15 protein-coding genes are annotated in these 15,913 nt (G+C 66.2%); 12 read left to right on the top strand and 3 right to left on the bottom strand.

The window, feature by feature from the left end; genetic code table 11:
• Positions 1-125: 125 nt before the first annotated feature.
• Positions 126-1,130, bottom strand: coding sequence for a selenoneine biosynthesis selenosugar synthase SenB (senB, locus tag BGO62_RS10640; protein WP_296642147.1), 1,005 nt, complete (start codon positions 1,128-1,130; stop codon positions 126-128).
• Between senB and BGO62_RS10635 the strand changes: the two genes are divergently transcribed.
• Complete coding sequence (locus BGO62_RS10635; protein WP_296642146.1) at positions 1,129-1,908, top strand: RNA methyltransferase; 780 nt, start codon at positions 1,129-1,131, stop codon at positions 1,906-1,908. The two genes, senB and BGO62_RS10635, sit on opposite strands and share 2 nt — an antisense overlap.
• A 25-nt stretch (positions 1,909-1,933) precedes the next feature.
• Here the strand turns inward: BGO62_RS10635 and BGO62_RS10630 are convergent, their stop codons facing one another.
• Both BGO62_RS10630 and ppsR read right to left on the bottom strand, forming a co-directional pair.
• Complete coding sequence (locus BGO62_RS10630) at positions 1,934-3,946, bottom strand: EAL domain-containing protein (RefSeq protein ID WP_296642145.1); 2,013 nt, start codon at positions 3,944-3,946, stop codon at positions 1,934-1,936.
• A 239-nt stretch (positions 3,947-4,185) separates the two neighbouring features.
• A complete protein-coding gene (gene ppsR / locus BGO62_RS10625) occupies positions 4,186-4,962 on the bottom strand; it encodes a pyruvate, phosphate dikinase/phosphoenolpyruvate synthase regulator (protein ID WP_296642142.1) in 777 nt (258 codons plus the stop codon).
• Positions 4,963-4,973: 11 nt separating this feature from the next.
• Here ppsR and ppsA point away from each other — a divergent pair, with 11 nt between their 5' ends.
• From ppsA to extI, 11 genes are all read left to right on the top strand, one after another.
• Complete coding sequence (ppsA, locus tag BGO62_RS10620) at positions 4,974-7,310, top strand: phosphoenolpyruvate synthase (protein WP_296642140.1); 2,337 nt, start codon at positions 4,974-4,976, stop codon at positions 7,308-7,310.
• Positions 7,311-7,595: 285 nt separating this feature from the next.
• Positions 7,596-8,078 carry a sulfurtransferase TusA family protein gene (locus BGO62_RS10615; RefSeq protein ID WP_296642136.1) on the top strand — a complete coding sequence of 161 codons (483 nt, stop codon included), beginning with the start codon at positions 7,596-7,598 and terminating at the stop codon, positions 8,076-8,078.
• Positions 8,079-8,129: 51 nt separating this feature from the next.
• On the top strand, positions 8,130-9,581 hold the full coding sequence (locus tag BGO62_RS10610) for a YeeE/YedE family protein (RefSeq protein WP_296642133.1): 1,452 nt from the start codon (positions 8,130-8,132) through the stop codon (positions 9,579-9,581).
• A 47-nt stretch (positions 9,582-9,628) separates the two neighbouring features.
• Positions 9,629-9,880, top strand: a complete 252-nt coding sequence (locus BGO62_RS10605) for a sulfurtransferase TusA family protein (RefSeq protein ID WP_296642130.1) — start codon at positions 9,629-9,631, stop codon at positions 9,878-9,880.
• A gap of 3 nt (positions 9,881-9,883) precedes the next feature.
• Complete coding sequence (locus tag BGO62_RS10600) at positions 9,884-10,195, top strand: hypothetical protein (RefSeq protein WP_296642128.1); 312 nt, start codon at positions 9,884-9,886, stop codon at positions 10,193-10,195.
• A gap of 9 nt (positions 10,196-10,204) precedes the next feature.
• A complete protein-coding gene (locus BGO62_RS10595; RefSeq protein ID WP_296642127.1) occupies positions 10,205-10,465 on the top strand; it encodes a hypothetical protein in 261 nt (86 codons plus the stop codon).
• A complete protein-coding gene (locus tag BGO62_RS10590) occupies positions 10,462-10,647 on the top strand; it encodes a hypothetical protein (RefSeq protein WP_296642124.1) in 186 nt (61 codons plus the stop codon). The genes BGO62_RS10595 and BGO62_RS10590 overlap by 4 nt, the downstream gene beginning before the upstream one ends.
• A gap of 151 nt (positions 10,648-10,798) precedes the next feature.
• Complete coding sequence (locus BGO62_RS10585; protein ID WP_296642122.1) at positions 10,799-12,295, top strand: hypothetical protein; 1,497 nt, start codon at positions 10,799-10,801, stop codon at positions 12,293-12,295.
• 72 nt (positions 12,296-12,367) lie between these two features.
• On the top strand, positions 12,368-13,591 hold the full coding sequence (locus tag BGO62_RS10580) for a multiheme c-type cytochrome (RefSeq protein WP_296642121.1): 1,224 nt from the start codon (positions 12,368-12,370) through the stop codon (positions 13,589-13,591).
• Between the two features lie 548 nt (positions 13,592-14,139).
• Positions 14,140-14,643, top strand: a complete 504-nt coding sequence (locus BGO62_RS10575) for a hypothetical protein (RefSeq protein ID WP_296642120.1) — start codon at positions 14,140-14,142, stop codon at positions 14,641-14,643.
• Between the two features lies 1 nt (position 14,644).
• Positions 14,645-15,814, top strand: a complete 1,170-nt coding sequence (gene extI, locus BGO62_RS10570) for a selenite/tellurite reduction operon porin ExtI (protein ID WP_296642118.1) — start codon at positions 14,645-14,647, stop codon at positions 15,812-15,814.
• The last annotated feature ends 99 nt before the right edge of the window (positions 15,815-15,913 follow it).

The raw sequence follows: 15,913 nt of genomic DNA, 5'->3' as shown, positions 1-15,913 counted from the left end.
TGGCGGTCGAATATTCGATCACGCGCGACGCACGGGTGGCGCACGAAGCGGTGCGGGTGCTGCGCGGCCTGAGCGCAGCCGAACGCGCGCGCCTGTTCGGCATCCTGTTTGCCGACAGCTGACCGTCACCCCGTGCGCTGCTCGAACTCCGCCACCGCCTGCCGCAAGCGGCTGGCTTCCTGTTCCGGCCGCATCAGGCTGCGCCGGGCACGCGCGTGGCCGAGCAAATCGGCATAGAAATCGGGGTCGGTCTCGGCCATGGCCATCAGCCGGGCCAGCCGCCTTGCGTCGCCCACCGGGAAATACCCGGGGTAATCCTCGCCCAGCATGCCGACGTTGCCGGGCATGTGCGAAGCCAGCACCGGCACCTCCGCCGCCAGGGCCTCGCAGATCACGTTGGCGCCGCCTTCCATCACCGATGGGATGACCATGAGCTGCGCGCGCGACAGCCGTTTCAGCACCGTCTTGTGCGGCACCTCGCCGAGCCAGTGCCAGCGCGGCAGCTTGCTTTGCGCCAGCGCCGCGGTGTCGGCCATCTCCTTGCTCAGGGCGCTGCCCAGATGCGTCACCCGGATGCGCGAGTGTTCGGGCAGATAGGCCGTCGCTAGCGCCACCCGGAACGGGTCTTTTTCCGCGCGCAGGTGGCCGATCACCAGTACCTCGAAGGTGTGGGCAGGCGAGGGCTGGCGGTCGATGTCGGGCGACGACTGGTAAATCACCCGCGCCTTGGCGGCCAGATGCGAGGCCAGCTCGTCGATCCCGCGATCCTGCAGCACGATCAGCCGGTGCGCGAGTTCCAGCGCCTGCCGGGCGTCGCTGTCTTCGCGGATGTCGCGATACAGGTCGGTGCCGGTCAGCGCCAGCAACAGGGGACGGCTCGGAAAGCGCTCGGCAAAGGCGCGGATCGAAGCGAAGCTGCGCCGTGCATGCAGCGCCAGCATCAGGTCGGCCGCGCGTCCATCCCATTCCACCTGCACCCGCACCGTGTGGCCCGCCTCGCGCAGGAAATGCGCCCAGCGTGCGGCGGTGTGCCAGTTGCCGTTGCGGTGTTCGCGGCCATACGGCGTGATGAGGGCGATGCGCATCGTGTGAGTGTAGCTTGCCGGATGAATCGCGGATAATCGGCGCATGACCGAAATGCCCATTACTTCGCGCGACAATCCCATCTTCAAGCGGCTGAAGAAGCTCGCCGAGTCGGCCCGCGCGCGGCGCGAGGCGCAGATGACGCTACTCGACGGCGAGCACCTGCTGGCGGCCTACCTCGACGCCGGCGGCCAGCCGCACACGCTGGCACGCGCCGCCTCGTTCGGCCGGGAGCGGGGCGCGCAGCTGGCTGCGCGCTGTTCCCGCGCCAAGGCCATCGTCTTGCCCGACGCGCTGTTTGCCGAGCTCGCGCCGGTCGCCACGCCGACCGGCTTGCTCGCCGAAGCGGCCTGGCTCGCGCCGGCGCCGTCGGGCGGCATTCCGCTCGTCATCGTGCTGGACGACATCCAGGATCCCGGCAATCTCGGCGCCATGCTGCGTACCGGCGCAGCGGCGGGGGCGACGCTGGCGGTGCTGTCGAAGGGCTGCCACGATCCCTGGTCGCCCAAGGCGCTGCGCGGCGGACAGGGCGCGCAGTTCGTGCTGCCGATGCGGCTGGGGACGGATCTGGTGGCGTGGCTGCGAGGCTTTGCCGGCCAGAGCGTCGCGCTCGCTCCGGCCGAGGACAGCGATTTCTATGCGCTCGACCTCGGCGGGCCGCTTGCCCTCGTCGCCGGCAACGAAGGCGCGGGGCTGTCCGCCGCGGTGCGCGGCGCGGCGCAGCTGAGCGCGCAGATTCCGATGGCGGGCAGGATCGAGTCGCTGAATGCGTCGGCCGCGCTGGCGGTGGCGGTATTCGAGGCCGCCCGGCAGCGCAGGCGATAGGCGGTTTGCGCTGCCGGGGTGCGCCTCAAGCTTGGCCGAACTCCCGCAGCCAGTCGCGGCCCAGCAGCGCGATGACCTGCTCTGCCGCAACCGGCCGGCTGATGAAATAGCCCTGCACGATGTTGCAGCCGAGTTTGCGCAGCGATTCGAGCTGCTCCCTGTTCTCCACCCCTTCGGCGACGGTGCCGAGATCCAGCCCCTTGCACAGGGCGAGAATCGAACCGATGAGCGCTTCGTTGACCGGGGCGTGCTCAATGTCCTTGACGAAATAGCGGTCGATTTTCAGGACGTCGAGCGGGAAGCGCTTCAAGTGGGCCAATGACGAATAGCCGGTACCGAAGTCGTCGACGGCCACGGCGACTCCCAGCGCCTTCAAGGCGAGGATTCTCTCCACGGCCGCGTCGACGTCTTCCATGAAAATGCCTTCGGTCAGCTCGAGCTGCAGCGATTGCGCAGGCAGGCCGGATTGCGCTAGCGCGTCGCGTACATTCGCGAGCAGCGATGGGTGCCAGAATTCCTTGCTGGAAATGTTGACGGCAACCCCCAGGTCGGCGAACCCGGCGGCGTGCCAGCTTGCGGTCTGACGGCAGGCCGCAAGCAAAAGCGACCGCCCGATGCCGACGATCCCGCCGGACTCTTCCAGCAGTTCCAGAAAAACAGCCGGGCCGAGCAGACCCTTGTGCGGGTTGTTCCAGCGGATCAGCGCCTCGACGCCGTGGATGCGCCCGGTTTCCAGGTTGAGCTGGGGCTGGTAATGAAGCACGAATTCGTCGCGCTGCAGCGCATAGTGCAGCTCGGTTTCCAGTTGCAGCCTTTCTTCCGCCATGGCGTTCATCGCCGTGTCGTAAAGCTGGAAGCGGTTTCTGCCGCCGTTCTTGGCGGTGTACATCGCCGTGTCGGCATTCTTCAGCAGGCTGCCGGAGTCGGCGCCGTCGTTCGGATAGACGCTGACTCCGATGCTGCAGCTGCCAAAAATCTCACGCCCGGCGATCTGGTAGGGCTTGCCTACCACGGCCAGGATTTTTTCCACGACCTGCAGGATATGCTTGACCTTGGCGGCATCGATGACCACCACGAACTCGTCGCCGCCCAGCCGCGCCACGATGTCCTCGGCGCGCGTGGCGGCCAGCAGGCGCCCGGCCACCTCGCTGATGAGCGTGTCGCCCATGGCATGGCCGAGGGTGTCGTTGACGCGCTTGAAGCGGTCCAGATCGATGAACATGACGCCCACCAACGTTTTGCGCCGCTGCGCACGCACCAGCGCCTGCTCCAGGCGGTCCATGAACAGCATGCGGTTGGGCAGGCCGGTCAAGGTGTCGTGGGTGGCGAGATGTTCGCGTTCGCGGCTGGCGCGATTGGTGTAATGAATGACGGCTGCAGCGACGAAGATCCCCAGCAGCAGGGCAACGCCGGACAACAGATACATCCAGAAACGCGCCACCCCGTGCGCCTCGTGCGCCTCGCGGCTGGCCGCCAGCGCGATTTTCTGGGTTTCCGCGTCGAGTTGCGCGAGCACGTCCAGAACATTGTTCTGTGCCGGAATGGCATCGGCGAGGATGCGTTCTTCGGCTTTTCGGCCGACGTCGTTGCGGAACGTGTCGGCAACCCGGTTGTGAATCTGCTGGGCAATGCCGGTCAACCGTCCCTGCAGGGCGATCAGCTCGCGTTCGCGGCTGCTCAGGGGCATGTTCAGCAGCGCTATCCGCGCATTGGCAAAGGCCGAAGCGCCCGCGTCGAACTGCATGATAAACCCGTCCCGCTCGAACGGGTCGTCGCTCTGGGCCAGCCTGAGCATGCTGAGCGTGCGTTCGCGGGCGGCGGTCATCATGGTCTTGGTGAGGCTCAGCTTGCGCATGTGGACATCGACAACCGTGCCGAGGTTGTCGGCGGTCATCCTGAGCTGCTGCAGACCGATGGCGGTAACGAACAGGATCAGCAGCAACTGGCTGACGAAACCCGCGAACAGCGCGCGCTGCCAGGCTGAGGGACGGGCCGGACGCCGCCCGGCCTTCGCAGGGGCGGCGATCTCGGTATGCATGTTGCTCAAACTGTGATTTCTCGGGCGAAATTCCCGGTGCTTGCGGTCGTCAAGCCGTCCGCAAACCTGCTGCGGCGGCGCGTGAACGGGGGTTCGAAAAATGGCCGGACATCTGAAAACTCCTGGTGTTTGAACAAGGGCGGGGATGCGCACCGCAGGCTGCATCGACGCCAAGACGACTGTTCAAACGGCCGGGGGGCGGAAAACTTGAGAGCGGGCGGGCAGCCGGCCGGCGCCGTTCAGGGGTACCGCAGGCGCGCCGCGATTTCCTCCACCGACATGCGGGTGGTGTCGAGGACGGGCAGGGCATGGCGTCTGAAGAGCGTTTCGGCGGCAACCAGCTCTTCGCGGCATTGTTGCGGACTGGCGTAGCGGCTGTCGGGGTAGCGCACCTGGCGGATGGCGGCAAGGCGCTCGGCCGACAGGGTCAGGGCGCGCAGCCGCGGCAGGTGGGCGAGCAGAACGCCGGGCAGCACGGGATGGACAAGGTCGTCCGGGGTGAGCGGATAGTTGGCGACGCGCAGGCCGTATTGCAGGGCGAGATAGAGCGCGCTGGGGGTTTTGCCGACGCGCGAGACACCGACCAGGATGAGGTCGGCCTGGCCGAGGCGCTCGGGGCTGAGGCCGTCGTCCAGGCTGAGCGCAAAGTTGACGGCGTCCATGCGCGCCTCGTAGTCGGGCGCCATGCCGTGGGTGCGGCCGCCGCTGGGGGTGGCGCTCTGGCCGAGCGCGGTCTCGACGGCGGGAGCGAGCAGTTCGAACACGTCGAACAGCCCCGCCCCTGCGCTGCGCAAGACGGCACGCAGCGCAGGGTCGGTCAGCGTGGAAAACACCAGGGCGCGGGGCGCGGCGGCAATGCGTGCGGCGGCGGCCTGGGCTTTCCCGGCGCTGTCGACGAAGGGCAGCGTAATCAGGCTAAACTCAAGACGCGGGAACTGCGCCAGCACGCTTTTGGCGACGGCTTCGACCGTCACGCCGGTGTGGTCGGACACGCAAAATACGCTGCAATCATTCATGGAGCCCACCTATGTCTGCTGACTATATTGTGCCGCTGGATGCCTTGTCGATCGCGGATGTGCCGCGCGTGGGCGGCAAGAATGCCTCGCTCGGCGAAATGATCCGCCATCTGGCGGGAGCGGGGGTCAAGGTGCCGGGCGGCTTTGCCAGCACGGCCCAGGCGTTCTGGGATTTTCTCGATCATAACGATTTGCGCGCGCGCATCCATGCGCGGCTGGCGGCGCTCGACGTGGCGGACGTGACGGCGCTGGCCGCGGCCGGCGCGGAGATCCGCGCCTGGGTGGAAGCGGCCAGCCTGCAGCCGGCGCTGGAAAGCGGCCTGCGCGCCGCCTATGCGGCTCTCGGCGATGCGGTATCGGTGGCGGTGCGCTCGTCGGCCACCGCCGAGGACCTGCCCGACGCCTCGTTCGCCGGCCAGCAGGAAACCTATCTGCACGTGCGCGGCGAAGACGCGCTGCTGGCGCACGTGAAAAAGGTGTTCGCCTCGCTCTACAACGACCGCGCCATTGCCTACCGCGTGCATCACGGCTTCGACCATGCCGAGGTGGCGCTGTCGGCCGGGGTGCAGCGCATGGTGCGCTCGGACCTCGCCGCGGCCGGGGTGCTGTTCACGCTCGACACCGAATCCGGGTTTCGCGACGTGGTGTTCATCACCGCCGCCTACGGGCTGGGCGAAACCGTGGTGCAAGGGTCGGTCAACCCGGACGAGTTCTACGTGCACAAGCCGATGCTGGCGCAGGGCTTCCCCGCCGTGGTGCGGCGCGAACTGGGCGAAAAGGCCATCCGCATGGTGTGGCGCGACGGCGCCACCGCGGTCGAGGAGACCCCGCCGGGACTGCGCCGGCAGTTCGCGCTGAGCGACGCCGAAGTGCTGGAGCTGGCGCGCCAGGCGATGCAGATCGAACGCCACTATGCCCGGCCGATGGACGTCGAGTGGGCCAAGGATGGCGAGACCGGCGAACTCTTCATCGTGCAGGCGCGGCCGGAAACGGTGAAGGCGCGCGAGAAAAGCGGCGGCGAGCGCTATGCGCTGGAAGCCGCCGGCGAGGTGCGTATCAGCGGCCGCGCCATCGGCCAGAAAATCGGCACCGGCGTGGTGCGGGTGATCGCCAGCCCGGCGGAAATGGACCGCGTGCAGCCGGGCGATGTGCTGGTGAGCGACATGACCGACCCCGACTGGGAGCCGGTGATGAAGCGGGCCGCGGCGATCGTCACCAACCGCGGCGGCCGCACCTGCCATGCCGCGATCGTGGCGCGCGAACTGGGCATCCCCGCGGTGGTGGGCACCGGCGAGGCGACCGCGGTGCTGCAGGATGGCGAGACGGTGACGGTGTCGTGCGCCGAGGGCGACACCGGCTACGTGTACGCGGGCAGGCTGCCGTTCACGGTCGAGGCGCTGGCGAACGAGGCGCTGCCCGAGCCGCCGGTGAAGCTGATGATGAACGTCGGCAATCCGGAGCGCGCCTTCGAGTTCGCGCAGATCCCGAACCACGGCATCGGCCTCGCGCGCCTGGAGTTCATCATCGCGCGCACCATCGGCGTGCACCCGCTGGCCCTGCTCGACCCTGCCGGCCAGACGCCGGAGGTGCGCGACGAAATCGAGCGGCGCACAGCGGGCTACGCCGACCCGGTGTCGTTCTACGTCGACAAGCTGGCCGAGGGCATCGCCACGCTGGCGGCGGCGTTCTGGCCGCAGCCGGTGATCGTGCGATTGAGCGACTTCAAGTCCAACGAGTATGCGAATCTCGTCGGCGGCGAGCGTTACGAGCCGAAGGAAGAGAACCCCATGCTCGGGCTGCGCGGCGCGGCGCGCTATGTGTCGGCGTTGTTCCGTCCGGCGTTCGAGCTGGAATGCCGCGCGCTGAAGAAGGTGCGCGAAACGCTCGGCTTCGCCAACGTCGAGGCGATGATCCCTTTCGTGCGCACCGTCGAGGAATGCGCGGCGGTGGTCGACCTGCTGGCGGCCAACGGCCTCGCGCGCGGCGACAACGGCCTGCGCCTGATCATGATGTGCGAGATTCCCTCCAACGTGCTGCTGGCCGACGATTTCCTGCGGTACGTCGACGGCTTCTCCATCGGCAGCAACGACCTCACCCAGCTCACGCTCGGCATCGACCGCGATTCCGGGCTGGTGGCCGAAGGCTTCGACGAACGCAACCCGGCGGTGAAGAAGCTGCTGGCCGAGGCCATTGCCGCCTGCAAGCGCCACGGCAAATACATCGGCATCTGCGGCCAGGGCCCGAGCGATCACCCCGATCTGGCCGACTGGCTGGTGGCCGCCGGGATCGGCTCGATTTCGCTCAATCCGGATACGGTGGTGGCGACCTGGCGGCGGCTGGCCGTCTGACTTCCCGCGCCTTGAGCAAGCGCGCGAATCGGCCGGTCGCCCATCGAAACGCGCCAGCCCGGCCCTAGGCCGCAGAGGGCCCGGTTTGCGCTGCAGGAGTCCTGTCCGCCATGGGCGGAAACCGGGAGGCGTATGCCGTATCGCGGCGCCACGGCGCCACAGCAATCGTGGCGAGGCGCCGCTCCCGCAGAGGATGCCGTTTGAGCCCGCAGATCCACGCCGGTGCAGGAGGCCCGCCTCGGGCCGATGCCGTGGAGATTGCGAAGGCACGGACAATTTTGTCTGTTGCAAAAGACACCCGTGTCAAACCCGAAAACCGGTGTCGTTGCATTTTTCATTGACCCGAAAATCACCGATTGGGACAACGCTATGTTTACAAAGGAAAAATCAATTTGGCACGCAACGTGCTTAATACTGCGTGTCGCCAAGCGGAGGATGGGTGTGCACGTTGCCAGTTTGCTCGATCTGTTTCATGACCGGCCAGCCGGCACGAGCAGCCCGGTCGTCAAGGACGTCGATGTTCCCGGCTTGGGGCGTGTGCATGTGGTGCATGCGGTCGATTGCCTGGGGGCCATGTGCCCGCGGCCGCAGTTGCTGACCATGAAGGTGTTGAGCGAAGTCGGGCCGGGGGAGGTCGTCGAAGTGGTGCTTGACAACCCCACGGCAGTCGAGGGGTTTCCTGCATTGGCGCAGACGCTTGGCTGCACGCATCTCGCCGCGGTGCGGGAGTCCGGTTGCTGGCGGGTTTACCTGCGCAAGGGTTTGTAGACATTGTCGGGCGGCCTGCCGGGGCCGTCGGTTTGACTGAGGAGAGTGTGAGTGAATGTAGCGTCGACGAGTATCGCAACCGAAACGCACTGGCTGCTCCGCAAGAGCAGCGTGCAGGCGATGGGGGTTTTCCTGTTCGTTGCCCTTGGCTCGCTGTGGGCGCTGGCGCAGGACACGCGCTTTGCCTACCTGCTGGTTTATGTCTGGTTCGGCCTCGCCTACGGCGCTCTGCTGCAATACGGCCGCTTCTGCATGGCGTCGGCGGTGCGCGACCTGTTTGCGGTGAAGGTGCCGCGCATGGCGGTCGGCGTGATGATCGCGGTGGCGCTGTATGCGGTCGTGGCCGCCGTTGTTTCCCTGGCCGGCTTCAGCACCTTCCATCCCAACGCGATGGGCTGGCACATCGTCATCGGCGCCGCGATCTTCGGCTTCGGCATCGTCTTCACCGGCGGCTGTGCGTCCGGCTCGCTCTACAAGGCGGGCGAGGGCAACATGAACTCGATGCTGGTGATCCTCGCCATCTCCTTCTCGCAGGCCATCGTCGTCAGCGCCAGCGGCTGGTGGGATGCGCTGGTGCCGCAGTCGTGGCTTGACGCTGCCGCGGCCCAGGACATGCCGGCCGAGCTGACGATCACGCAGGGCTGGTTCGACATCTTCACCGCCGGCTACATCTGGGGCCTCAAGGGCACCACCATGGCCGAGGTGCTGGGCATGGCCGAGACCGCTCGCGGCATCATCCTGGCCAACACGCTGCTGACCGCGATCCTGCCGGTCATGATCATCCTGGTCGCGCTGTATGTCCTCTACTACCGCAAGGGCTACCTGCGCCGTTCCGGCAAGGCCAGCCCGTCGCTGCGCGACGAACTGGCGGGCATGTGGGCCATGTGCACGTCATCCAAGAATACCGCCCTGGCCGGCATTGGCCTCGGCATCCTCGCCGGCCTGCACATGTACGTGACCGGCGCGCTGCGCGAGCACTACGGCATCTTCAACTTCGGCGAACTGCTGGTGGCGATGGGCTACACCAGCGGCCTGTCGATCCAGGACACCGTGTTCGACCCGGGCTACTGGTACATCACCACCCAGGAGGCGCAGTGGGGTGGCTGGATCATGCAGAAGCTCGGCATCGACAGCATGGACAGCATCTTCTTCGGCCTCGACAACGGCCTGCCGAACCCGCTCTTGAACGCGCCCGGCTTCATGTCGATCGGCATCATTCTCGGCGCCGCCATCATGGCGCTCTCCCGCCGCGAATTCAAATGGAAACTGCCGAGCTGGGAAACCGCCTTCTTTGCCATCGTCGGCGGCACGCTGATGGGCATCGGCGCACGCCTGGCGATGGGCTGCAACATCGGCGCCTTCTTCGCCACCGTGACCAACGGCGACCCCAGCGGCTGGGTCTTCCTGATCGGCATGACGATAGGCGCCTACATCGGCGTCAAGGTGTTCACCTGGTGGATGGACTGGAGCACCGCCCGCAAGGGATCGGAGTGCGGCCTGTAAGGGCGCGCCCACGGATTTTCGACACACTGGATTAAGGAGCAAACCCCATGGCCATGAGTTTCAACAAGACCGGCGACCACGAATGGGAGCTGAACGTGTGCGGCTACACCTGCCCGCACCCACAGATGTACACCAAGAAGGCGCTGCAGAAGATCGAGAGCGGCGACGTGCTGTCGCTGATATTCGACAACCCCTCGTCGGGCGAGTCGATCATGGCGATGTGCGAAGCCGAGGGCAGCGACCTCATCGATCGGCAGGACGCCGGCGGCTCCTTCGTCTGGAAGATCAGGAAGGCCTGAGCGATGCAGCTGGGCATAGTCATCACCGACGAGCGCTACCTCGTGCACGCCAACGGCCTGCTCGACGCCGCGATCGCGCGCGGCTGGGACCCGCAGTGCTTCCTCACCGACACCGGCGTCAACCTGCTCGCCGACGTCGGCTTCGTTGGGCGCGCCCGGGCGCGCCCGAACAGCGTCGCGCTGTGCGAACACAGCGCCGAGCGCTATGCCGAGGGACGCTTCGACCTGAATTCGCTCGCCGACTTCGTCGTCGTCGGCGGCCAGTACCAGGATGCCGAACTGGTGAAGAAGTGCGACAAGGTTCTGGTTTTCTGAGGACGCGACATGGCAGATCAAAAACGCATTCTGATGGTGGCGGTGCAGAAGCCGGCCGAGGCGCTGCGCATGGCCAGCGGGCTGACCCTGCTGGACGACGCGGTCGCCATCGCCGCATGGGGCAGGCTCCCGGGGGGGAGCGAGGTGGCCGAACAGATGGAGGCGCTCGAGTTCGCCGACGTGCCGGTGGCCGAACTCGACCGCGGAGAGGACGCGCTGGCGACGCTGGCGCGGCAGATCATCGACAACGATGTGGTGTATTGCGTATGAGCACGGGAAAACGGGTTTTGCTGGTCAATCCCGCGGCGGCGCCGGCGATGCCGGGCCTGGCCGAAGCCTTGCGCGCCGCCGGTGCGCAAGTGCGGGAAATGAACGTGGACGATTACGGCGCATTGCTCGATGCGCTGCAACAGGACTGGATGCCGGTGGTGCTGAAAGCGCCGCTGGATTGAAAGTGTTTTGCCCGCGGCCATGGTCGCGGTAGAGGTCGCGCATGACTGGGGCCGGGTTTTCACGTGTCTCCAGCGGGCCGGCCGCTATGGGTGCGTCGCCTTGCCAACTGGCAAGGCTGGCGCGGGCTTGAAAATGGATGGAGGATTCTGGATGAACAAGCAGATGAATAGGGGATGGAGCGGCCTGGCGGCGCTGACCTTGGTGTTGAGCCTGCAGGGTTGCGGCGGGGGAGGCGGCGAGGATACGACCGCCCCGGTGAAGAATATCCCGGTCAATACGCCGGCGGCGATCGCCCAGGTGTCGGACGATAATTACGACAACAACGTCAACGGCCTGATCACCGCAGCGACGCTGAAAAGCTGGAAGGACAACTGGCTCGCCAACCGTCCGGCGGGGGTTACCGGCAAGCTGATCATCCTGCAGGCTTCGGCGGGCCCGGCGGGCGCCGAATACATCAAGCCGAACGGGACCAACGTGTTCACCTATCTGTCGCCGTCGAGCGACTGGATCCAGACGCGCAGCAACGGCGTGATCGAAACGCCCAGCATGGTGCCGGACGGCACCAGCATGGACGCGCTGCTGAAGAAATTCAACATCGATCCGCAGAATGACATGATCGTCGCCGCCATGGGCACCGGCAGCACCAGCAATGCGATGGCGCAGGGCCGCATCTGGTATGCGCTGCGCTACTGGGGCGTGGACAAGAAGAACCTGGCCATCCTCAACGGCGGCAACCAGTGGATCAACGGCAACGGCATGGCTGCTGGCGACTTCCAGGTAGCTGCGAGCGTGGCGCCCAACACCGGCCACGCCTCGGTCAAGGACCTGCTGGTCGACAACACCCAGCTGCAGGCCACGGTGCAGGATCTGCTGGCCGCGGTGGTTCCGTCGGGCGACAGCAACGTGAAGAACGACGGCGTCTTCATCTGGGATGCGCGCAGCCTCGGCCAGTACAGCGCCGGCGAAATGGTTGAACTCGGCGAGGACACCAATTCCGATCTCGCCGGCACTCAGGCGTGTGCGACCGCATACTGCGTGCCGCTCAACCCGGCCAACTACATGTGGACCTTCCAGAACAGCGGCTCGCGCCAGGGGCACCCGTGGGGCACGCTGCAGCTCCAGTACACGCACATGCTCGACTCCACCAAGGGCTTCGCCTACCGGCCCAAGGCGGAACTGGCCGCGCTGCTGGCAGGCGGCACCAACGCCCAGGGCGTTGGATTCGTCGGCGCCGACTATACGCTGGTCGGGGCCGGCAACGCCTACCAGGACGGCGACACCGTCTACGCCTATTGCGAGACGACTTTCCGTGCGATGATCACCGGCGTGGCCAGCGGAGTCATCCTCGGCAAGCCGACCCGTTTCTACGACGGCGCGATGGTGGAATGGAACTCGCTGACCGGCGGCAGCGTCATGACCGATGCGACGGGCAACGCGATCCTGCCGGACAATTCGCCGTGGCGCACCGACGTGAAGTCCTTCTACCGCGCCGCAACCAGCAACACGCTGGTGGCCCAGCGCTACATCACCGACGCGTACGCCAATTCGGCCAATGCCATCGTCAACGCCGACAAGGCCTACAAGTACGGCGAGACCATTCCGACCGCCGGAACGCGTGCGCCGGCAGCGAACCCGTGCGGCGGCTGACAAGCGTCTGAACTATTGCTACTCCTCCTCTGGCCCACGATACTCTCGTGGGCTTTTTTCATGGAGTCAGGGATGTTGAAGTTCACTTCGCATGCGGGTCCGCTGCGGCTGCTGGCGGCCTGCGCGCTCGCGCTGCTGGCGGGCTGCGGGAACAAGCCGGAGGCTGCGGCCGAGGCTTTTCTGCAACGCCACTGGGCCGAGCCGATGCCGCCGCAGGGCACGCCTCCGGCGGCGTTCTCGCCGCTGGAGGCGTCGCTGGATCCGCAGGCCTGCGGGCAATGCCACGCCGAGCAGTACGCGGCCTGGCGCACCAGCCTGCACAGCAAAGCGATGGGCCCCGGCTTGCGCTGGCAGCTGATGCTGATGGACCAGGAGCAGGGCAACCGCTGCCTGCGCTGCCATACGCCGCTGGCCGAACAGAAGGCGCTGTTGGCGCTGGAGCATGGCTGGCCGAACGCGCCGAAGCAGCCGCCGCCGGATTTCGTCCCCTCCGACCTGGGGCATCAGGGCCTGGTGTGCGCCGCCTGCCACGTGCGCGGGCACCGGCGCTTCGGTCCGCCGCCGCGCAACGAGGCGGTCAAGGACGGCCCGCATGGCGGCTTCGTGGTGGCCGAGGCCTTCCAGGACAGCCGCTTCTGCGCGCATTGCCACCAGTTTCCGGACAGCGGCCCGCGCATCGCCGGCAAATTGCTGGAAGACACCTACCGGCAATGGCTTGCCGGCCCGTATGCCAAGGAGGGGGCCGGCAAGCAGACCTGCCAGTCTTGCCACATGCCGGATCGCCAGCATCGCTGGCGCGGCATTCACGACCCCGAAATGACGCGGCGCGCGATCGAGGTGTCGCTGAAACTGCAAGCGCTCGGCGGCGGCCGCTACGAGGCGCGGGCGAACGTCCGCAACCGCGGTGCCGGCCACCATTTCCCGACCTACATGGTGCCCAAGGTCGAGCTTGCGTTTTACCGCCGCGATGTCGATGGCGGCAGCGTCGAACTGGGGCGCCACGTCATCGGCTGGAACGTCGACACGCCGATCACGCAGGAGCTGTCCGATACCCGCATTGCCGCCGGGGAAGCGCGCGATTTCCGGCAGCCCTTCAACGCAGCGGGCGGCGACTGGCGCGTGGAACTGGTCGTGCGGGTGCTGCCGGCCGAGCATTACGAGCGCATCTACCGCGATGCGCTGGGGCGCGCCGACCAGTTGCCGGCAGCGGCGCTGCCGCTGTTGCGGCGCGCGCTCGACGAGGCCGTGGCAACGCGCTATGAGCTGTTGCGCCTCGAGGTCGGGGCGGAGCCTTGAGCATGGCCCTTGCATCGTTGTTCGCTGGGGTTGGCCTGCCCTGGCAACGGCGGCGGCGCCTTCGGAATGAGCGTCCCCGTTGCGGCGTGCCGGAGCGGTGGCAGCGGGGGCCGGCTGCAGCCCGGCGCTGGCCCCGTGCGATTGCAATTTGAAAGATTGCGGTTTGTTCCGCTTGCTGTGCAATCGGATCGGCAGGGCAGTTTTTTGTAAGATCTTGTTATAAAAGAATAATCAACACAGGCACGATACGTGCTTAAGTTTGGGTGTCGATATGACGAAAGGGGACCGGAAACCCATGCGACCAACTGGCGTAGTCACTGCGATGGCCCTTGCCCTGCTGCTGGCGGCACCGGCCATCGATGCGGCCGAGCCGGGGCAGCCCAGGCTCAAGTACCGCGGCAAGGCGCTGGCGTGTACGTGTGCCACGGGCACGAGCGAGGCGGAGATAAGCAAGGCATGGGCCGCCCGGTTTAAGCAGTCGGAAGGTGTCCGTCTGGATGGGCTGGACGGGCTTCCCGCAACGCGTGACGAGCAAAGGAGAAGGGAAGATGAAGCGCAACCAAGGTAGGGGTGGTCTGTTGGGGAAAATCTGGCGCGGCGGTGTCATGCTCTCGCTGCTGGGTCTGGGGGTCGCAATGCTCGCCAGTCTGGCCGGCCGGCACGCTGAAGACTCGGCCGGGCAAGTGGCCGCGGGCTGGGGCGGTGAGGCAACGGTGGCGCTGGCGGAGGGGGTGGCGCAACTGTCGCCGATTGCGCTCGCCAATGCCTGCGGCCTGGGGGCGTCGAGCTGCTTCAAGTGCCATAACGGCAAGCGCGCCGCTGCGCCGGAGATGGATGCCGCCAAGGCGCCCTGGCATGCGCAGCATTCCAAGGTGAACAACTCGTGCGTGGGCTGCCACAAGGGGAACTCGCGCATCATGAAGGAGGAGGTGGCGCACGCGAAGATGCTCGCCAAGCCTCGCGACAACACGGCTGACGCCTGCGGCAGCTGCCACAAGGGCGATCTTGCCAAGGTGCAGGGCGCTTACCACACCATTCCTGGAGCGAAATAATATGAAACTTTCACTGTCCCGCGCCCGTGCGGTTGGTCTCCTCGCCGGTTTGCTGCCGCTGAGCGCGGTTGCCGGCCCCACTATCGAGTTCGGCGAGCAGGGTTCGCTTACCTTTACCTATGCCCTGCAAGGCTGGCTGCAGCACAAGGGGTTCACCTCGGCAACCGATAACGGCTCGTCGAACGACGCCTTTTTGCGCCGCAACCGCCTGACCTTTTCCGGCCAGTACAACGACTTCGTGGGGTTTTATGCCCAGATCGAGGCCGGCAACGACAGCAAGCTCGGCAACGACGACAAGAGCGTCTATTACCGCGATGCGTATGTGACGCTGGACTACCGCGACGACCTGCGCTTCATTGTCGGCCGTTTCAAGAACACCTTCTCGCGGGAGAACCTGGAGGCGTGCCTTGAGCCGCTGACGCTGGACCGTGCGGAAGCGCTTGCCTACACGCCGTTCGGCGGCAGCCGCGACACCGGCCTGGCGATCTGGGGCAACCTGATGGATGCCAAGTTCCAGTATCGCTTCATGATCGCCGACGGCCGCGAAGGCAACGACGTGGCCAAGGACAATCCCCGTCTGACGGGCCGCGTGCATTACAGCTTCTGGGAGCCGGAATTCAGCTATGGCTACCTGGGAACCTATCTGGGAACGAAAAAGGTGCTGACCATCGGCGCCGGCTACGACATGCAGAAAGACGTTGTCTACGGCAACTATCTGGCGCGCAGCGACATCAAGGATTACAAGGCCTGGACCGTGGACGCGTTCATGGAATATCCGACCACGAGCGGGGTCTATACGCTGTCCGGCGCGAGCTTCAAATACGACACCGGCGGCGCCACCAATACCGCGTCGCCCGACCCGAGCCTGCCGATTGGCGCCGATCTCAAGGGCTATTACGTCAAGGCCGGCTACATGCTGCCCAACAAGGTCGGCACCGGCCGCCTGCAGTTCTTCGCGCGCCACGAAAAGTCCGATTACGGCATCACGACCGGCGGCGCCGAGTACTACGACCAGAAATGGAACAGCGTGGGCGCGAACTACTATCTCGACGGACAGAGATTGAAGATCAGCTTCGAATACGCGGACATCGCCTTCGATACCCAGCATCCGACCAACCCGGCGCTGCAGGATTACAATCAGGCTACGCTCGGGCTGCAGTTCATTTTCTGATCGGTCCCTCGCCGTCGTGATATGCGGCCGCCGGGTGACTGGCGGCCGTGCTTTTTTGTGATGCGTCGATCAAACAGCCAAGAGGTGTCGCCATCAAAT

It is taken from the genome of Thiobacillus sp. 65-1402, assembly GCF_001897685.1.
GTDB lineage: Bacteria > Pseudomonadota > Gammaproteobacteria > Burkholderiales > Thiobacillaceae > Thiobacillus.
The sequence above is the reverse complement of the archived record's forward strand: the minus strand, read 5'-3'. Positions and strand labels throughout refer to the sequence as shown.